This is a genomic window from Zooshikella sp. RANM57, assembly GCF_050749885.1.
GTDB lineage: Bacteria > Pseudomonadota > Gammaproteobacteria > Pseudomonadales > Zooshikellaceae > Zooshikella.
Genome location: NZ_JBOIUB010000017.1, coordinates 41,611 through 57,765 on the forward strand (window position 1 = coordinate 41,611; position 16,155 = coordinate 57,765).

General features: G+C 38.1%; 19 protein-coding genes, 2 tRNA genes and 1 pseudogene. 9 read left to right on the top strand and 13 right to left on the bottom strand.

What is annotated here, in order from left to right:
• Nucleotides 1-34: 34 nt before the first annotated feature.
• A complete protein-coding gene (locus tag ACQ96U_RS23850) occupies nucleotides 35-298 on the bottom strand; it encodes an ACT domain-containing protein (protein ID WP_431723783.1) in 264 nt (87 codons plus the stop codon).
• A complete protein-coding gene (gene ilvG / locus ACQ96U_RS23855) occupies nucleotides 285-1,943 on the bottom strand; it encodes an acetolactate synthase 2 catalytic subunit (protein WP_431723784.1) in 1,659 nt (552 codons plus the stop codon). The genes ACQ96U_RS23850 and ilvG overlap by 14 nt, the downstream gene beginning before the upstream one ends.
• Before the next feature lie 691 nt (nucleotides 1,944-2,634).
• Here ilvG and ACQ96U_RS23860 point away from each other — a divergent pair.
• The 5 genes from ACQ96U_RS23860 (at nucleotide 2,635) to ACQ96U_RS23880 (ending at nucleotide 4,569) form a co-directional block, all read left to right on the top strand.
• Complete coding sequence (locus ACQ96U_RS23860) at nucleotides 2,635-2,871, top strand: YdcH family protein (RefSeq protein WP_215822255.1); 237 nt, start codon at nucleotides 2,635-2,637, stop codon at nucleotides 2,869-2,871.
• A 516-nt stretch (nucleotides 2,872-3,387) separates the two neighbouring features.
• A tRNA-Pro gene (locus tag ACQ96U_RS23865) sits at nucleotides 3,388-3,464 on the top strand.
• Nucleotides 3,465-3,804: 340 nt separating this feature from the next.
• Nucleotides 3,805-4,197, top strand: coding sequence for a hypothetical protein (locus ACQ96U_RS23870; RefSeq protein WP_431723785.1), 393 nt, complete (start codon nucleotides 3,805-3,807; stop codon nucleotides 4,195-4,197).
• A gap of 74 nt (nucleotides 4,198-4,271) precedes the next feature.
• Entirely contained in the window at nucleotides 4,272-4,487 is a 216-nt protein-coding gene (locus ACQ96U_RS23875) for a hypothetical protein (protein ID WP_431723786.1), read from the top strand.
• Nucleotides 4,474-4,569 (top strand) — tRNA-OTHER (locus ACQ96U_RS23880). The genes ACQ96U_RS23875 and ACQ96U_RS23880 overlap by 14 nt, the downstream gene beginning before the upstream one ends.
• Before the next feature lie 8 nt (nucleotides 4,570-4,577).
• Here the strand turns inward: ACQ96U_RS23880 and ACQ96U_RS23885 are convergent.
• Both ACQ96U_RS23885 and ACQ96U_RS23890 read right to left on the bottom strand, forming a co-directional pair.
• Entirely contained in the window at nucleotides 4,578-5,348 is a 771-nt protein-coding gene (locus ACQ96U_RS23885) for a DUF2310 family Zn-ribbon-containing protein (RefSeq protein ID WP_431723787.1), read from the bottom strand.
• Nucleotide 5,349: 1 nt separating this feature from the next.
• On the bottom strand, nucleotides 5,350-5,916 hold the full coding sequence (locus ACQ96U_RS23890; protein ID WP_431723788.1) for a hypothetical protein: 567 nt from the start codon (nucleotides 5,914-5,916) through the stop codon (nucleotides 5,350-5,352).
• A gap of 183 nt (nucleotides 5,917-6,099) precedes the next feature.
• Here ACQ96U_RS23890 and ACQ96U_RS23895 point away from each other — a divergent pair, with 183 nt between their 5' ends.
• From ACQ96U_RS23895 to ACQ96U_RS23905, 3 genes are all read left to right on the top strand, one after another.
• Nucleotides 6,100-6,624, top strand: a complete 525-nt coding sequence (locus ACQ96U_RS23895; protein ID WP_431723789.1) for an HNH endonuclease — start codon at nucleotides 6,100-6,102, stop codon at nucleotides 6,622-6,624.
• Between the two features lie 309 nt (nucleotides 6,625-6,933).
• Complete coding sequence (locus ACQ96U_RS23900) at nucleotides 6,934-7,341, top strand: hypothetical protein (protein ID WP_431723790.1); 408 nt, start codon at nucleotides 6,934-6,936, stop codon at nucleotides 7,339-7,341.
• Nucleotides 7,342-7,941: 600 nt separating this feature from the next.
• Nucleotides 7,942-8,229: a hypothetical protein gene (locus ACQ96U_RS23905; RefSeq protein ID WP_431723791.1), complete on the top strand. Its 288-nt coding sequence runs from the start codon at nucleotides 7,942-7,944 to the stop codon at nucleotides 8,227-8,229.
• A gap of 67 nt (nucleotides 8,230-8,296) precedes the next feature.
• On the opposite strand, the gene ACQ96U_RS23910 is transcribed toward ACQ96U_RS23905, so the two are convergent.
• The 6 genes from ACQ96U_RS23910 to ACQ96U_RS23935 all read right to left on the bottom strand — a co-directional run bounded on the left by ACQ96U_RS23910 (nucleotide 8,297) and on the right by ACQ96U_RS23935 (nucleotide 11,354).
• Entirely contained in the window at nucleotides 8,297-8,710 is a 414-nt protein-coding gene (locus ACQ96U_RS23910) for a hypothetical protein (protein WP_431723792.1), read from the bottom strand.
• A gap of 98 nt (nucleotides 8,711-8,808) precedes the next feature.
• Nucleotides 8,809-9,099, bottom strand: coding sequence for a transposase (locus ACQ96U_RS23915; protein WP_431723793.1), 291 nt, complete (start codon nucleotides 9,097-9,099; stop codon nucleotides 8,809-8,811).
• A 184-nt stretch (nucleotides 9,100-9,283) separates the two neighbouring features.
• Entirely contained in the window at nucleotides 9,284-9,694 is a 411-nt protein-coding gene (locus tag ACQ96U_RS23920) for a hypothetical protein (RefSeq protein WP_431723794.1), read from the bottom strand.
• Nucleotides 9,695-9,877: 183 nt separating this feature from the next.
• On the bottom strand, nucleotides 9,878-10,372 hold the full coding sequence (locus ACQ96U_RS23925) for a hypothetical protein (RefSeq protein WP_431723795.1): 495 nt from the start codon (nucleotides 10,370-10,372) through the stop codon (nucleotides 9,878-9,880).
• A 74-nt stretch (nucleotides 10,373-10,446) separates the two neighbouring features.
• Complete coding sequence (locus ACQ96U_RS23930; protein WP_431723796.1) at nucleotides 10,447-10,929, bottom strand: hypothetical protein; 483 nt, start codon at nucleotides 10,927-10,929, stop codon at nucleotides 10,447-10,449.
• 62 nt (nucleotides 10,930-10,991) lie between these two features.
• A complete protein-coding gene (locus ACQ96U_RS23935; RefSeq protein WP_431723797.1) occupies nucleotides 10,992-11,354 on the bottom strand; it encodes a hypothetical protein in 363 nt (120 codons plus the stop codon).
• Between the two features lie 299 nt (nucleotides 11,355-11,653).
• Here ACQ96U_RS23935 and ACQ96U_RS23940 point away from each other — a divergent pair.
• A pseudogene (locus ACQ96U_RS23940) lies at nucleotides 11,654-12,615 on the top strand (IS4 family transposase).
• Nucleotides 12,616-12,631: 16 nt separating this feature from the next.
• On the opposite strand, the gene ACQ96U_RS23945 reads toward ACQ96U_RS23940, so the two are convergent.
• The 3 genes from ACQ96U_RS23945 to ACQ96U_RS23955 are packed head-to-tail and all read right to left on the bottom strand — an operon-like array spanning nucleotide 12,632 to nucleotide 16,079.
• The gene (locus ACQ96U_RS23945; RefSeq protein WP_431723798.1) at nucleotides 12,632-14,425 is read right to left on the bottom strand and encodes an AAA family ATPase; all 1,794 of its coding nucleotides are present in this window, start codon (nucleotides 14,423-14,425) and stop codon (nucleotides 12,632-12,634) included.
• Nucleotides 14,422-14,901: a hypothetical protein gene (locus ACQ96U_RS23950; RefSeq protein ID WP_431723799.1), complete on the bottom strand. Its 480-nt coding sequence runs from the start codon at nucleotides 14,899-14,901 to the stop codon at nucleotides 14,422-14,424. Before ACQ96U_RS23950 ends, ACQ96U_RS23945 begins: the two co-directional genes overlap by 4 nt.
• Nucleotides 14,901-16,079 carry a dsDNA nuclease domain-containing protein gene (locus ACQ96U_RS23955; protein WP_431723800.1) on the bottom strand — a complete coding sequence of 393 codons (1,179 nt, stop codon included), beginning with the start codon at nucleotides 16,077-16,079 and terminating at the stop codon, nucleotides 14,901-14,903. The genes ACQ96U_RS23950 and ACQ96U_RS23955 overlap by 1 nt, the downstream gene beginning before the upstream one ends.
• Nucleotides 16,080-16,155 lie beyond the last annotated feature (76 nt).

Below are 16,155 nucleotides of genomic sequence, written 5' to 3' on the forward strand. Positions count from 1 at the left end.
GTTAAGTATGACTCGACTTTATTGAAATTATCGATCAAACTACCGCAGAACGAATAGTACGTTTCATTTTAACGGGTGCTAATTCGCGAATATCATACTGTTTTGCCAACTGCATAATTAATAATTGCAGGGATCGCTGACTACTGACTGCTAAATCAATTTGATAGTAACGTTCATTATGGTCCAGTTTTGCTGAAAAGTTAGTTATTTCGAAGCCTCGAACACGGCTGGTATTAAGAATACGTTCTAAGCATCCTGGGGTATTGCGAGCGACTAAATGTAAATTAAACTGTGGCATTTTTCGTACACTCCATCATTTCCGAATTTGCAGCACCAGGGGGAACCAGTGGCCAGACATTTTCCTGAGGGTCAATTTCTACATGCAACAAGAATGCACTCTGTGCATTTATTAATTCTTGTAATGCATTTTTTATTTGATTTTTATGTTTGATATGAAGGGCGGGGATATTAAAGGCATTGGCTACAGCAACAAAGTCGGGATTATCATTCAACTCTACCGAGCTATACCGTTCCGTAAAAAATAGCTCTTGCCACTGTTTAACCATCCCTAAACGATGATTATCAAAAATAATTATTTTAATGGGTAATCGATAACGATTTATCGTGGCTAGCTCCTGTATGTTCATCATAATCGAGCCATCGCCAGATAAACAAACTACACAACTATCAGGGTTAGCAAACTGAGCACCTATCGCCGCAGGCAAGCCAAACCCCATCGTCCCCAACCCACCACTTGAAAGATGTTGTCTAGGATGGGGAACGGGATAATGCTGAGCAACCCACATTTGATGCTGACCAACATCCGTCGTAATAATAGTCTTACTAGGGGCTGTATCCCCCAATTCTTTAATGAGTGCTGGCGCATAAATGCTGTCCCCTGGATGATCATAGCGCCAACTGTGGGTTTGTCTTAATGCTTGGCAATGTTGTTGCCAAGAACCAATATCCAATTGTTGTGATAATGCTTTAAGACTATGCTTTAAATCACCATGTAAAATAATATCAGGTTGACGCAGTTTACCGAACTCTGCAGCATCAATATCCAAGTGAATGACTTTAGCCTCTGGAGCAAAAGTATCGAGCTTTCCTGTTACACGGTCATCAAATCTTGCTCCAACACAAATCAGTAAATCACAGCCTTGCACCGCTAAGTTTGCAGCTTTGGTTCCATGCATACCCAGCATCCCCAAATAATTAGGGTTTTGTTCAGTGTCATTCCCCAAACCTTTTAACGTGACAACGGAAGGGATACCCGTCTCTTGTGAAAATGCCCTAAATGCTTCTACAGCATCGGCTAAAATTACGCCACCACCACTGTATAGAACAGGCCGTTGACTTTGAACAATTAACTGCTTAGCTTGACGAATTGATTCATCACCGCAACAAACGGGATCATCAATATTCATTTGCAAATTTAGCGGTACAATTTGAGCTAATTGGATATCCTTTGGCACATCAATTAACACCGGTCCTGGTCGACCTGACTGAGCAATAATCATTGCTTCTTCAAGAATTCGTGGTAGCTCCCTTATATTTTTTACCAGGTAATTATGTTTCACGACAGGGATCGACATCCCCAGGATATCCACTTCCTGAAACGCATCAGTACCAATTAAAGGAGAAGCAACCTGGCCTGTAATACACAGTAATGGAATAGAATCCAGATAGGCATTGGCGATACCTGTTAGCAGGTTTGTAGCACCAGGCCCAGAAGTAGCAAGGCAAACCCCCAGTTTTCCTGAACTACGGGCATATGCCTCTGCCGCGAGAGCAGCACCTTGTTCATGACGGCACAGAATATGGTCAAGCTGACTGTCATATAGGGCATCATAGACGGGCATAATTGCTCCACCAGGATAACCGAACAGTGTTGAAACACCAGCCTGTTGTAATGCCTGAATAATATACTGTGCGCCATTCATGCTGTAATTACCGTTAAATATTATAAGCTGCCAAAAAAAAACCCCCGGGGTTTTGCCTCGGGGGTTTTTAGGTATCCTTTCTTTAGTAGCTATGCAGGAAAACCCCCTCGTTGGTGAATAATCACCACGAGTTTAATAATCTTAATGAGTTTACCTACAAATAAATCGTACATATCAAAAACTAATGTCATCAAAGTGTCTAAAATAGAGCTTCAAAAAAACAGTCTAAACTAAGCTCTATAGTTTTATCAAAAAGTTATTGATGAATATTCCAAACTAACTCATCAACATTAAGCGGCACAAGCGTACTATATTTTCTTATCCCACTTATTAGAAACAGATCTACTACTTATTGTAGTCTATTTGCACTGCCTGCATGAGCAACACTTAATTACTCCACATTCCTCTATGAACTTATCAATACACTTTACGAAATATGTGTGCATACTCCATTCATTGACTTATGAGCATTTGCAGTGCTCAGCTATAATCAAATAACAGCATAGTTTGATGATGATTACAACCCAAAATTTTACTTTTCCTCATTAGTTGATTGAGTAAGACATCACCTTAGCCTTCTTCTAGACTATTTCTCACAACATAATCTGACTAGTGGCGATTTTTTAAACTGGCAGTGTGTGTACAGATTATCTACACTTGTAATGTGAAACCTACATGCTGGAGGAGCGCAATGATTCGGCATAAGCATAGCCTGGTTGAAGAATTTCCTCATTATCGCGACAAAATTTCCCGCCTGAAGCAAGAAAACCCAGAGTTTGCAAAGCTAGCTGCAGAGTACCATGAAATAGACCACCAGCTTCATGGATTGCAAATGCGAGAGATACCCATTGATGATGGCTTTTATGGCTCCCTGAAAAGAAAAAGAGTTCATATCAAAGATCAAATCTATTCTGCTCTAACGGGTTAGTAGTTTTGGTTAAAAACTAAAAGATTCTTTCTTAGCACAGCGGTTAATACGTCAACTGATATATAATCATGACGTCAGTCTCAATTTTGCTTGAGCATAAACCAATTATAAATGTTCTTTTAAAAACATTTTTATTCTGTGTTAAGAAAAAGATTATTCGTCAGTTTGATTAAATCAGCGCTACCTAGCGCCATATGTGCAGAGAACCAGTAGCTTATTACCAAATAAGCTACTGGGAAAACCTCTATTTGTACCGATTTAATGACTAAGCTAAGTCACTCAAAAACACTGAATACAATATTTCCCAATAGTGAAGGAGTATCTTTCACCTACTTAAGTACAATATCCCACTCTTTAGTCAATCACCGTATCAGGACAAAAGTTCTCTTCATTGATAACGCTATTAAACGGCTAAAAACACAAAGAAATTACACAATGAATTGATTGAACAAAGAAAAACTCAGTTGTAAGATAATCACACAGATTTTTATGCTACGACAAGGATAAAAGATAAAACGGAGTGTAGCTCAGTCTGGTAGAGCATTGTCTTCGGGAGGCAAGGGTCGCTGGTTCAAATCCAGTCACTCCGACCAATAAAATCAATAAGTTAGCTCCCTACCCTCACTTCAAAAACAACCTACTGTGTCAGAACTGTGTCATATCGCCATCTGGACTCAAAAATTGGTGTGTAGCTAATCAAACTTGAGCACTGTATATTACAGTCGTCTTCTATTGAGCATGAAGGATAGTTGCAACATTGCTTGCTATTTCCAGCAGGCTACTTAAGCATCACTTAATATTAATTATTTTTTTGTGCAGTTGTTTTCTACACTATGAATATTGATTCTTTTCTTTATTTACTTGGGCAAATAGTGCCTCCGTTTCTTCTTTTGTATGCATTTAGCAACACACGGACCAGGATTTTGGTTTCTCATGGGTATACCATTTTTATGCCTAATGATTAGTGGATTAAGCCTAGTACTAAAATTAATTAAATTTCAAAAAAATAAATATCGTTTGATTCGACCTATATTAACTATTCTTGTATCTGGTAGTTTATGTAGCATTGCTGGCTATTCCTATAGTGTTGCACAAGACGAAGCCAAAGAAATTTACAAGAAAATTGATGCTCAATGCAAACAGGAAAGTAAGTGCCCAAAAAAAATCAATGGTTGGGAACGATTCTATGATGATAACGTATATCGAACCGTTGTAGGTAACTATATAACTTACCCTATAACCTATCATCATTCGGAAACTACTTTTAAGCTAGTCCTACATAAATCATTAGATTTAGAGGACACTTATGAAGGGGGTAGCGATTAAATAACCTATAGTGAATATATTTACCAACAAGGCTAGTAAAATGCTCTCTCCCCTATTACTTAACTGGATAAGAAATGATTGACGAGCTTATACCATTAATTGAAGATCTTGAGTCGCAAGGTGCGGTGGTCATATTGAAGTGGGATGGCGAGCGAAGTACAAATACTAAAAGTGTGGTTATAATGCGAAATGATACAGGCTTTTCTTGTAGAACTGATACCGATGATTTTACAGAAGGCTTCTTAAGTGTCCTTGAAGAATACAAAAAACACCATGAGAAAGGTGATTGAGTGGCTTAAGGTGGGCGTCGCCCGAAAGGGAGCGCTCTCTGGCGACAGCCGGACGCAGGTTCGAATCCTGACCTTTCTCCCAATAAGATTTTAACCCCGCCGGTTCCAAGCAATATTTGATAACAGACTGCACTTCTCACACTTAAAGTTAAAAAGATCATGAAATGCACTTTCTAAACGCCATTCACCATTACAACTAGGACATTTACGAGCTAATTCTTGAGTTTCACTTCTACAATAACCTTTATATAAGTAATAATATGTCTTTTTACCTGTAACTTCCTTAATAGAGTCACAAACCTTAAGCCCTAACCTGGTCAAAGGACTATCAAGCTTTGAAATCTGGTTTGTTCCAAACCTTTCCCCAACAGCACAATTCATTTGTAAACTATCACATGACTGGTAATCAGACATCCAGCATATAATATTATAATATTCATCATCATATGTTTTTGGTATTCGATAGAGAGGAACAACACCAAAGCATTCACCACAACTAAGTGGGCACTCAAGAGAAAGATAAGTGGTATAAAGAATATATGATTTTGATTCTCTACATTTGCAAATATCTAAACACCTTGGCTCTTTCCCTAATAAAGAAATCAAAGGTTCTGAAAACCTATCTTCTATTTCTTTAAAGTATTTATTGACATATTTATTATTAAATTCAAATGAAAGCGAATTTTCCTCAGGCGTTTTAATAAAGACTGAAAGTGCTTCATTTCTATGAGCAATGGGATGCTCTCTACCTAATATTTGACCATTCATTCGCCAAGAGCCTAGCAATAAATCGATAAGGTTAACTTGATCATCTAACTCTGATTTTTTAGTAACGCCAAAATTAACTTCAACTGTATACATTCTAAATCTTCTTTTTCTCAGAAAAAGATAAGGTCAAATAAATGATCTTAAATATTCTCGGCCTACCATCAACCAGTTTAATATACAATATCTCTTTAGTCTTTCCAGATGTTACAGCACTATGATCCTCAAAATTTTCTTCAACAATGGAATAAATAACTCCCTCTCTTTTGTCTTCAGATAGCCGAGTGGATTCAACCTCTCTAACTGAATGATAGTTTTTCGTATTAACCAGGTTTGTAATAACCTCTTTCACTTCATCATAGCTGTTGATCACTTTTACAAGCTTTTTATTAATTAGCTCATACGCAACAAAATCACTAGAAAACAAGGACAATACAACATCAACATCCTTATTCTGCATGCCTTTTTCCATAGTAAGCGCAATACCTACTAGGTCATCAGCATTTAACTCATCTTTAGCAGACAAACCATTAATTAACACAATTGATAATAGAATAGATAAAAATACCTGGTTTAAGCATTTACTTATTATTTTGTTTCTAAATTTCAATTGCTTTTTCCCTTGTTCCAAGATAAAGAAGCTTTGATGACAAACGTTCATCACTAACGACATCCTCCTCATCAATAATTACTACTGATATTTCCTTATCAATGAATCCAAAATTACTTGACTATTTATACCATATTTACCGCATACATGGTCAATAAATCGCCTCTCATCCATTCCCACCATAGACACCCAATTCATTACCTACACTTATCATTATCTTGTGATTGCAAGGCATTAATGATGCAGTTTCAGACATGGCCAATACTGGCTCTAATCATTGCTAGTAATGTCTATAGCCATCGAGGTGGCCTGGATGCAATGGGTGGCCACACAGATAGCGCTACAGGGCAATACCATTGCCATACAGATACTTGCTTCAGTATGGCTCCAAAAGTCTATGATCGGAAAAACTGGAAACACTGGACAGATGAAGATCATGACTGCCAAGATACTCGTGAAGAAGTCCTTATCCGTGATGCAGAGCAGATAGGTCTTTCACCAAGGGGTTGTAAAGTCACATATGGCGTATGGCAGTGCCCTTATACTGGTCTGGTGTTTAGTAATCCCTCGGATCTCGATATTGATCATATAGTCCCACTCAAAGAAGCATTTCGAAGTGGTGCAAGCCTCTGGAACGCTGCACGAAAACGAGAGTTTGCCAATGATCTTGAAAACCTACTCGCTGTTTCTAATTCAACTAACCGACAAAAAGGTGATAAAGACCCTACTCACTGGATGCCAGAAAACTGGTATTACCAGTGATTACATAAAGAAATGGAAATATATCAAAGCAAAATACCACTTATTCATGGATTCTGATGAAAAAGTCAGTATTCAAATGTTTGAATATCGGTGTCATTAGTTAATGTTTAACTGCTTATATTATAACACACTGAAAGCACAAAATAGTTCAATACTTTTCTTGCTTATATTATATTCAATTTACAGAAAACCAGATAAAGTCTAGTGTCACCTTTAGTACTGTAATTTCTTTGCTGTAAAGTTAAATTGGTTCTTTTTAGTGTTAATTTCATATAATATTCATCGCTCACTATAACTCAAGGAGATTATATGGAAAACCATTATCAACCACCACAGTCAGATAGTCGTCGGGAAGATGACAATGCTATAAGTAGATGGATTGTCCCTTCATCTTTAGGGTTAACCTTTGTCTCTGGAATCATATACTTTGCAATTTATAAAATCGTACCGCAATTCAAAGAGGTTTTTGATGGTTTTGGTACTGACCTGCCGTTATTGACTTTATTCATCATCGATACATATTATTTTTATAGCATTCTTATTTTAGTGGGTGTAATACCTTGCATATTATTATTTAACAATCGTTATACTTATAGAGCAAAACAAAAAAAGTTATTCTCACTTGTAATTTTTAATCTTATTCTATCTTTTTTAATTTTCTGTTCTGTGCTTATAGGCTTATATTGGCCAATATTCCAGCTAGGAAGCGTAGTATAATATTGCTCAGCAAGAGCGTAACTGAATCAATCAAATGATGACTTTAGAGAAATTTCTCTTAGCTATCTATAAATACTTAATTATCTAAAGACTAAACATCTATAACCTACATTTGAGTATTTATCGCAAAAAAAAAGCAACTTGTGTAGTATTAATCCTAAAGAAATGAGGAATAATACTGCACATATTAATCTTATATACTTTTCTTTAATTTTGAGTTTAGCCAGAATTCTAAGCTCATCTTTGGATTCTAAATATCCCCAAAACCCCATTGTAAGAAAGTACAATGCCAGATAGGATGGCTGAGAATGACTAGCAAATGAATAAATTGCCTCGAATACCCCTAGAAAAATCGACACTAAAGACAATACACCATAGATGTATCGGTTACCGCAAGATTTTCTTTCAGTATCAATTTCATTACTCATAATCTTCAATTATCTCAACCAGTAGTTACAGTTCATACTCACGTTGCCAGCATATCAATCGTACTATTTTACCTGACTCACCTCACTTAAACCAGACAGCCATGCCTAGCTTAACTGATGAACGTTAGGTAAAATGCACCCTGCCGTAATCTTACATAGTTTGAGGTTTGTAGTGAGAGCGTTTATAGCCATAGCAATATTTGTCACCGCAGTGTTCTTGTCAGCAATGATGATCACTGAAGGTTTTAGTTGGCTCTACCTACTAGGAGCTATGGCCTGTTTTATCACTGCGTACTTTACTTGGCCAAGCAAGAAACGAGGTCAGCGGAACAAAGATAGTTGGTACTATGACTTGTTTGAGCTATTAATTGAGCTGCCTATAGAGTTCCTACTATGGCTATTCAGATTACTAGGACGTATGTTTCGAAGTAATGATGGTGGTTTTGATATTGACTTGTAGTATGTCGAATACTACTACAAGTTAGGCTAGATCTCATTTCTTATTCGGTTGGGCTTAGATTTCATAGTTAATTACATTTTAACGATGTCGTTGGCTCAGGATCGCGAAGGTCATGAGCGTATAATCTCCAAGCATAACGATCAACATCTACAGCTTCCATTACCCATATGTACAAATCTCCTGTGCGCTTTATTTTGCGATTCTCACCGTTCAAAAACATGGTTACTGATGAGTTTGTATTGTAAATAACCCGATAAGATACTTTCGACGATGTTGGTATATTTATGAAATCGATAAAGGCATCACGCTTATCATGCGAGAAGCTAACAACGTGAACAGTTTTGCTGCCTCGACAAGAATTCTCAGCTGATACTAAATCCCATTTTCCAGTCAGCTTCTCAAATATACTATTTGATTCTGCGTAAACAGAACACATAAACATCGTTGAAAATAAGAGATAAAAAATTGGTAACTTTTTCATAACCATATTTCGATTCGTTCAATGAGTCTAACGCATTAGAACACGGCATTGAAAAGCCACAGGCCAGTCCTGCTTATTTTGCTTGATAAACGCATACTTCACAGCTGGTCTTTCGCAAAGTATGCAGCGGCCTTTTTTAACAGGGAATTTTCAGATTTTAGCTTCCTGATCTCTGCTTCAAGATCCTTGATCCTCTGGGTCTCGGTTTGTTTTGGGGCTACCTTCATCGTGTACTCAGCTGTCTGTTGGTTAATCCATGCGTAAAGCAAACTAACACCAATACCTAGCTCTTTTGCAATCGCTGTCTTAGGCCTACCTGACTCTAAAGCCAGCCTAACAGCTTCTTTTTTGAACTCGGCTGAATAGCTTTTATTTCTCTTTGCATTCATGGGATACACCATAGTTTAGGTGAATTTCATCCTAAAGTGGGGTGTCCGTTTAATGGGGGGAAGATCAATACACCTAACTATTAATGAACGTCACTCTGACATAAAACCTAACATCATTGTAAGCATTATGGTTAGTGGTATCCGGTGAGCTTGGGAGATACCAGCTCTTACCCGATTAAATTTTTCACCCACCTATACAACGCCCTATAAATAAAATAACCAATGCCACATGGGGAAATGCTACAGTTGGACGCATTGCTTGCTTAGCGTATTCACAAATTTTGCCAATACCGCTATTTTCTATTTTTTGATATTCGCTGTTGAATTGAAACTCGCATCCCTCGGTTCCTTCTCGAATGTTCTTCTCTATCTGCAATAGTCTAGGTTCTATTCGAGATTGAAAGGTCTTCCAGATTGAATCCTGCAACCATAGCAACAACAAAATAAAGAATACCACTGCAGTATTTGTACTTGCTACCTCAGATAACAGTAAGACCAAGATACTGATTAGCTTTATATACAGAGAGTGCTTCTCGTAGCTTTCAAACTGATTTTGGAGTAAGCTCCACTCTAATTCATACTTCTTTCTTTCCATTTTAATACCTAGGGGCTAGATTGAATTTAACGAGGCTGTAGAAAAACAATATTTTACAATAAACTTTTTGTCCTCAGATGCCACAGTCACCAATAATGAATATCCAGTATATGGATCAAATTCATCAAGAACCCACCAAAGATATTCAATACCTTTGTGACTCAATGTTCTTCTATTTTTTTGCTAATTGCCATTAATATAGCTTACGATTCGTTTATTATATTTTTGTTGTTGGAAATAGTTCACAACACCAATCACCTTAGTTGTCAACTTGCCAAAAAACGTACTTACACCATTTGCATACATTATCGTAGTGACACTAGTTTGGTTACCTTGATTATTAAGACTTACACTGCAAGCCATTGTATCCCATGGTATGAAACTACATCCCTCTTCGATATTTCCGTTTTCATCTTTGGTTTCATATGAGTAACTAAGCTTGTATTTAAAGGGTTTATCAATCTTCTCTAACTTCAGTATACATCTTACTTTTATATCTCCATGACTGTTAACAAGGCTATATTCTTTTCCGACCTGATCTTTACTAAAGTCATTTTCAGTAACATACGCATCACCAAAAATGCCCACCCTTTCGTGCAATAAGGGAATATTAATTAATACATCAAAAACCTCATCAATTGGCTTATTTACGATATAGCAGGTTTCAAAATACTTCATGCTTGCAATAACCCCCCCCCTCAGCTCTAACGCTTTAGTAAACTACAGTATCAGGCATCACGTTGACATTTTTATCATGAGTATCGTCGCTCATAAACCTCAATAAAGGCCTTTATATCATTAGCTGGATACTCATGATTACGATTTAATTTATACGTTTTTATTTTCATTAACTCATTTAACCTTATAAGCTCAGAGTATATGCATGCTGATATATGCTGCAATTTTACAGAGAACTCAAATTCAGATATTTGTCTATCTGTTTCATTCCATTCTCCGCAAGATTCATATTCACTAACTTGTATATCAACTATATGCTGCTGCTCACTATTTAATTCCATTTCCCATTTATATGCTCCAGGCTCATCAAACAGAATACATCTAGATGTTTTAACCGAGTTCAACAAACTGGTAAAAGCATTAAGGAATTCAGCAATCGGATTATTGAATACATGAGTTAAAACGAACGCATAATTTTCACCATTAGCATCTAGCTTAATGTAGCTCCAACCATGATCGCCCAAACTCAATGTCAATTCAATCTCTTGATGATCCATGCACTCTAAAACTCATAATGACTTAAAAACGATACCCACCAAGGGGCAGCTTGATTTATCTGTTAAATATTTTTTGTCTCAACCCCATGCTCTTCAAGAATAGAAAGGCCATCAGCTATTGTACATCTCTGTTCCTTTGGGTCCCATCCCTTTGAAAGTCCACTCTCAATGAGCAGCCGAGCATAACTCGGTTTGTTAAGGTTTATTTCATGGGCGCTTGAAGTCAACTTGTTACCGGTAACCGGGTTCTCAGACACATTAAACTTTATTATAAGAGGTGTTGATTTCATCCCCTCTCTATATGCCTTGAATTCAACCAGAGCCCGATATTCACTAATAGTTAATTCGCTCTTTATATATCCTTCATCCAAGCACCACAAATATGGCGTATCCTCTATAACAAGCTTTCTTAATTTTTTCTTCAATACGAATCCTTATACCCTAAATATTTAAAGCTCCCAACAGGGGCAAAACTTCGAGTGCTAGCGGAATGTTTGTCCCCTCTTACTTGTGCTTACTATAAGTCTCTTACCCTCAACTAGGTCTTAGGTATTTCAAACTCGTCATTCAGTACTCTAAGTTGATTGGTAATCCATTTTTTATATTCTGACCTATGTACAGGACAGAAAGCTGAATAACTTTGAAAAATCAATTGGTTAGAAGTGAATTGATCCTTCACTGGTATTACAATTCAGGCTGCGAAACCATTAAGAATTGTACAACAATGAAAGAGATCAACTCACTAGCCAAAGAGCTTAAAGGGGTTTTTGGTTGGCATCAAGCCCGAGTCATCTTGCTAGCCCAATTTATTCTGGCGCTGGTGAAGGTTCGTTCAGTCAATCTCACACGTATAGCCCACGTGTTTTATGGTACCACTTTGCCTACATCGAATTATAAGCGGCTTCAACGGTTTCTTCGAGATTTTACCCTAGACTATGATCAGTGCGCTCGTGTGATAGCTAAGTGGTTTTGCTCAGATGAAGCCTGGGTGCTGTGCTTAGATCGTACAAACTGGAATTTTGGCATACTAAAAATTAATTTTATGGTCTTGGCCGTGGCACATGAAGGGTTAGCCATACCCCTCTTTTGGGTATTATTACCAAAGAAAGGTAATTCCAATACCGAAGAACGCAAGGCATTAATCAAACGCTTTTTGTATGTGTTTGGTGTTGAGAAAATAGCGTATTTAACCGCAGATAGGGAGTTTAGGGGAAAAAATTGGTTACAGTTTTTGGTTGATGAACACATTCCCTTTTGCATAAGAATTCCCAATAATACCAAAGTCTGGAACAGGCATCAGAATCAACGTTTACCCGTTTCACGCTTATTTGGTTTGCAACGTAATGAACAGATGAATTTGAAAAAACAAAGAGACATTTGGGGTATTTCAGTGTACTTGTCTTGTATCATGGGAAAGCAAGGACGTGTGATTGTTGCAACGAATAAGCAGCCCCAAATTGCTATTAAACGTTATGCTATCAGGTGGTCAATTGAAACGTTATTTGGTTGCCTTTTAAATTAGGCATCTTGCAAAACAAGCTTAAGCCACTGAAGCTAAAAAAGCATGGTCGAAAACCGAAAAGTTTATTTCGTCTAGGGCTTGATTATTTACACCGGGTATTAGTAGAAGGAAGTGCTCACCTATCAGGATTTCGGCACTCCCTGAAAGTTTTGTCCTGTACATAGACTTCATACTTTGCCGTCATTCCACCTGGCTAGGTACTTGATTATTATCAATTACCCCTAAGTACATTGGCTGTTCAAAGCCTGAGAATTCCGGCTTCCACTCTATGTCACCCTCTACTCCGTTGTAGTGATACTCTGTGGTAGAGAAGACGATCTGAGCTCGATTATCTTTGCAGATGCTTTTTAGCCTAGCGATAAATGCTGCAAAATCCTTGGTTTCAATATCATGCTGCCGTGGTGTATCAAATATCAGGAATTCTATGGAAATGCATCCCGTGGAAATGAACAGTTCAAAGAAGGCAGCTCTGAGAGCAAGAACAGTTCGCAAAAGTGTACTACCACTGAATTGGGATAATTTTTCCGCTCCAAACAGAACATTAAAATCGGAGTCAACAGTAATGTCCCTCGAAACGTTCTTCGTACTGAGAACATCAAGCCATTCAATAATCTTCTTGCGATAGGAGTTTCTAAATTCGAGAATTCTGATATCATTCGAACTCGTGCCGCCTTCAAAAGAGGAGATATCGCCTTGGAGGCCCCTGCGATTATTCAATAGCTGAACGTAATTCTGTTTCTCGGACTCGATCCTTTCCATTACTTCCTTTTTACCTTGTCGATCAATAATTGATCGCGTTAAAGCACTTATTGCCGCTATCAGAGATGTTGTTTGGGAATCTTCCTCTTCTTTCGTCAAACTAGATTCTAGCGAGGCAATTTCTTCATCGAGCTTTCTTAAGTTAGATGTATATTCATCCACTCTAATTTCTTGAAATCTGGTATTCCTATCTAAGTCTTTGATTTGATCGCGAAGATAAAGCAAATTTTTCCCGTACGAGTCAGAGCTGGAGGTAAAAAGACCACAACCCGGCGTGACACAAATATCCTTAAAAGAGCTAAAAAGTCGCCGGGATTCTTCGTTAAGAGATAAGGTATTGATCTCGATCTCAATTTCGCCCTTTATCTTATTGAACCCTGATATCCGGCTTTCTAGGTCCTTTATTGAAGCAGAAAGATTAAGCCGCTCATTCTGCTTCTCACGAATTAGTCTTTGTAGAACATAATCTGCGTCGTTTGTTGCATCAAAACTATTACGGAGTTCTTCCAATTCATCTTTCAATTGTTCCAACTCATCATCGATCTCCGCCACGGAAATGTTATCAACATCGGACTGCTCTTCGAGTCTTCGGATAAACCCTTCAGTATTGACGATTTGAATATTAACTAAATCAAGCTCTCTTTTCTTTTCTATGAGAAAACGCTTGGCCTCGAACGAATGTTTTGGTGCTGTGCCAATCCCCAATCTGATCATCTCGGCGTATTGATCTTTTATGAAACTACTTGGGGCTTTGTAAGCACTCGTGTAACCAGCGTCTTGGTCTATATAAAAAAGAGGCAAAAATGTCGATATATACGGATAAGTGGGTTCGTTATTATTGGTTGTCAGCGCGAGCGGTGATAGCCCAAGTCTCAAAAAAAGGTACTCGGAAATCTCTTGTTCGTTGTAGAATATACGCGTTTCATTAGAGCCTCTTTCCGACACTTCTATATGAAACTTATCAGAAAATGACCTTTCGAAAGTGAAGAAATCCTTCTCATGCTCTACAGTGAGGCGGGCTGACGAACATTTCTCCATAATGTCGTCCCTATATCGAACAGGGTATCCAAGCGCGAAGGCAATAGAATGAATGACAGGCGTTTTTCCTGCGCCATTCGGCCCATATAGCTGGGTAATATCACTAGCAAACACGAGATCCTTCGAACTCCAGCCATCTTTCCCTGAAGGATGAATTTTTAATTCAACAAGTTTCATTCCAAATCCATTGCAATTTGTTTTTCTATTTGTAAATCAAAATAATTTCGTTCAATTACCTGGAGCGTATAACCGAGGTCTGATTGAACCTCTATTGCTTTTGATACGACCTTTTTCCCAAACTCAGTAGCTTTAATGCGGGAATCATGGCGGTCAACCTCAACAAGGCTTACTCTCTCAAGAAAGGTTAGCGCTTTGACTGTCCGCATCCTCAGGTTTGCCGACCATCCCAAGTGTTGGGATGAACCTTTAAAGCCTGAAAACGTTCGCTCAAAACATTCGCCAATCAACTGACCTAATTCGTCTGACTTCGGCTTGCGGCGTGTTTTGGACAACAAGAGAATAGTCATCGCGAGCAAGGGGAGATGAAAAAGCGCTTCATTACTGAGCCGATGAGTTGCTGAGCTACTGAATTGATCTAGAGACAATACAATTTCTTTTTCAGATGCTTCTTGAAAGAACTCTTCGTAATCCATCACGCGTTTCCTCTAACTAAAAATGAGAAAACAGCGCCGAGAAGGAGATTGCGATCAAGAGTGGCAGACAAATCATTGTCATCCAAAGTTGACAATACTTTATTAATTTGACTTTGAAGAATTGACAGACTTTCTCCTGATTTAACCCAGTCAGCGGCATTACTCTCTATTTCTTCAAGAATAAAATTCAGATCGAACTCTGGAATAGTATGGCGTTTATCTCTAAACCATATATCCCATTGAACCTTACAGTCAGATACGAACTCTATCATTCGTTCTGATGCACCCGCCTTACTCATCAGCCTGTGAATAATCGAAGCATTCTTGATGGCCTGAGAGTCGCCTCCATTTCTTAAGCTCTGATATGCCGCTTTGGAAATACTTAAAATATCGAGCATTTCGACAAGACTAACGCCTGCTATATCATCGAGGTCCTCTTCTCCGATCTCCTCTAGTAGTTTACCAAACGATTTCCGTTCGACAAGGGATATAAGACTGTTAAGGATTTCCTCACACTCTGAGCGCTGCAAATCTATTTCACTGTATTGATAAATGATCTCTCTTGCTTCAGAGAAAAATTTATCATCATGTGGATTCAAATATGAAATATTCGATTTAAGCTGAAGCTTCTTAATGCGCTCTATAATATCCTGATTTTCTATTGGCGCTTCTGGGCTTAAAGCGTCATTAAAGTTTTCAAGCAGCAATTTATAATAGTTGTTATCGCTATTGTCCTGTATTGCATCACGCAGCCCCTCTAAATCGTCGTTCAGATGAACATTTGTGAGAAAAACGACGTTACTACAGGAGTTCTTAAATCTAATAGTGTGGATAAGGAGCTTTCCAGCGTAGCTATCAGCAATCTTGGCTGGTTCGCATGTCTTAGCGCCTTTCCTTATCCCGAAGACATCATTTACAGACCATTGGTAATTCAACTTACCCTTAGTTTTGACCTGAAAGAAATTATAAACATGGTTCCCATCGACATTGAGGCGAGATACGAAATCGTCCTGGTAATCACAATACACCCGATCTAGCGCCTCATCTTCCAACAAAGACAAACACTCAAAAGCCGCTCCGCGAAACTGAGCCTGATAACGGGCAATGGTTTCCCTTCCAACGTTCTCCCGTGGCTCAACTTCATGAAGCTTTGGACTACCGCTATTTTTTCCTGCCACGCTTATCTTCCTTCAGGAAATATTTTTCGCTTGATTATACGAATTTCCCACTTCTCTTCTTGGTTCTCAAGAGTAT

What these genes read in the sequence shown, in the direction of transcription:
- ACQ96U_RS23850 (WP_431723783.1), bottom strand. Translation starts at nt 298, where the DNA reads ATGCCACAGTTTAATTTACATTTAGTCGCTCGCAATACCCCAGGATGC.
- ilvG (WP_431723784.1), bottom strand. Translation starts at nt 1,943, where the DNA reads ATGAATGGCGCACAGTATATTATTCAGGCATTACAACAGGCTGGTGTT.
- ACQ96U_RS23860 (WP_215822255.1), top strand. Translation starts at nt 2,635, where the DNA reads ATGATTCGGCATAAGCATAGCCTGGTTGAAGAATTTCCTCATTATCGC.
- ACQ96U_RS23870 (WP_431723785.1), top strand. Translation starts at nt 3,805, where the DNA reads ATGGGTATACCATTTTTATGCCTAATGATTAGTGGATTAAGCCTAGTA.
- ACQ96U_RS23875 (WP_431723786.1), top strand. Translation starts at nt 4,272, where the DNA reads ATGATTGACGAGCTTATACCATTAATTGAAGATCTTGAGTCGCAAGGT.
- ACQ96U_RS23885 (WP_431723787.1), bottom strand. Translation starts at nt 5,348, where the DNA reads ATGTATACAGTTGAAGTTAATTTTGGCGTTACTAAAAAATCAGAGTTA.
- ACQ96U_RS23895 (WP_431723789.1), top strand. Translation starts at nt 6,100, where the DNA reads ATGATGCAGTTTCAGACATGGCCAATACTGGCTCTAATCATTGCTAGT.
- ACQ96U_RS23900 (WP_431723790.1), top strand. Translation starts at nt 6,934, where the DNA reads ATGGAAAACCATTATCAACCACCACAGTCAGATAGTCGTCGGGAAGAT.
- ACQ96U_RS23910 (WP_431723792.1), bottom strand. Translation starts at nt 8,710, where the DNA reads ATGAAAAAGTTACCAATTTTTTATCTCTTATTTTCAACGATGTTTATG.
- ACQ96U_RS23915 (WP_431723793.1), bottom strand. Translation starts at nt 9,099, where the DNA reads ATGAATGCAAAGAGAAATAAAAGCTATTCAGCCGAGTTCAAAAAAGAA.
- ACQ96U_RS23920 (WP_431723794.1), bottom strand. Translation starts at nt 9,694, where the DNA reads ATGGAAAGAAAGAAGTATGAATTAGAGTGGAGCTTACTCCAAAATCAG.
- ACQ96U_RS23925 (WP_431723795.1), bottom strand. Translation starts at nt 10,372, where the DNA reads ATGAAGTATTTTGAAACCTGCTATATCGTAAATAAGCCAATTGATGAG.
- ACQ96U_RS23930 (WP_431723796.1), bottom strand. Translation starts at nt 10,929, where the DNA reads ATGGATCATCAAGAGATTGAATTGACATTGAGTTTGGGCGATCATGGT.
- ACQ96U_RS23945 (WP_431723798.1), bottom strand. Translation starts at nt 14,425, where the DNA reads ATGAAACTTGTTGAATTAAAAATTCATCCTTCAGGGAAAGATGGCTGG.
- ACQ96U_RS23950 (WP_431723799.1), bottom strand. Translation starts at nt 14,901, where the DNA reads ATGGATTACGAAGAGTTCTTTCAAGAAGCATCTGAAAAAGAAATTGTA.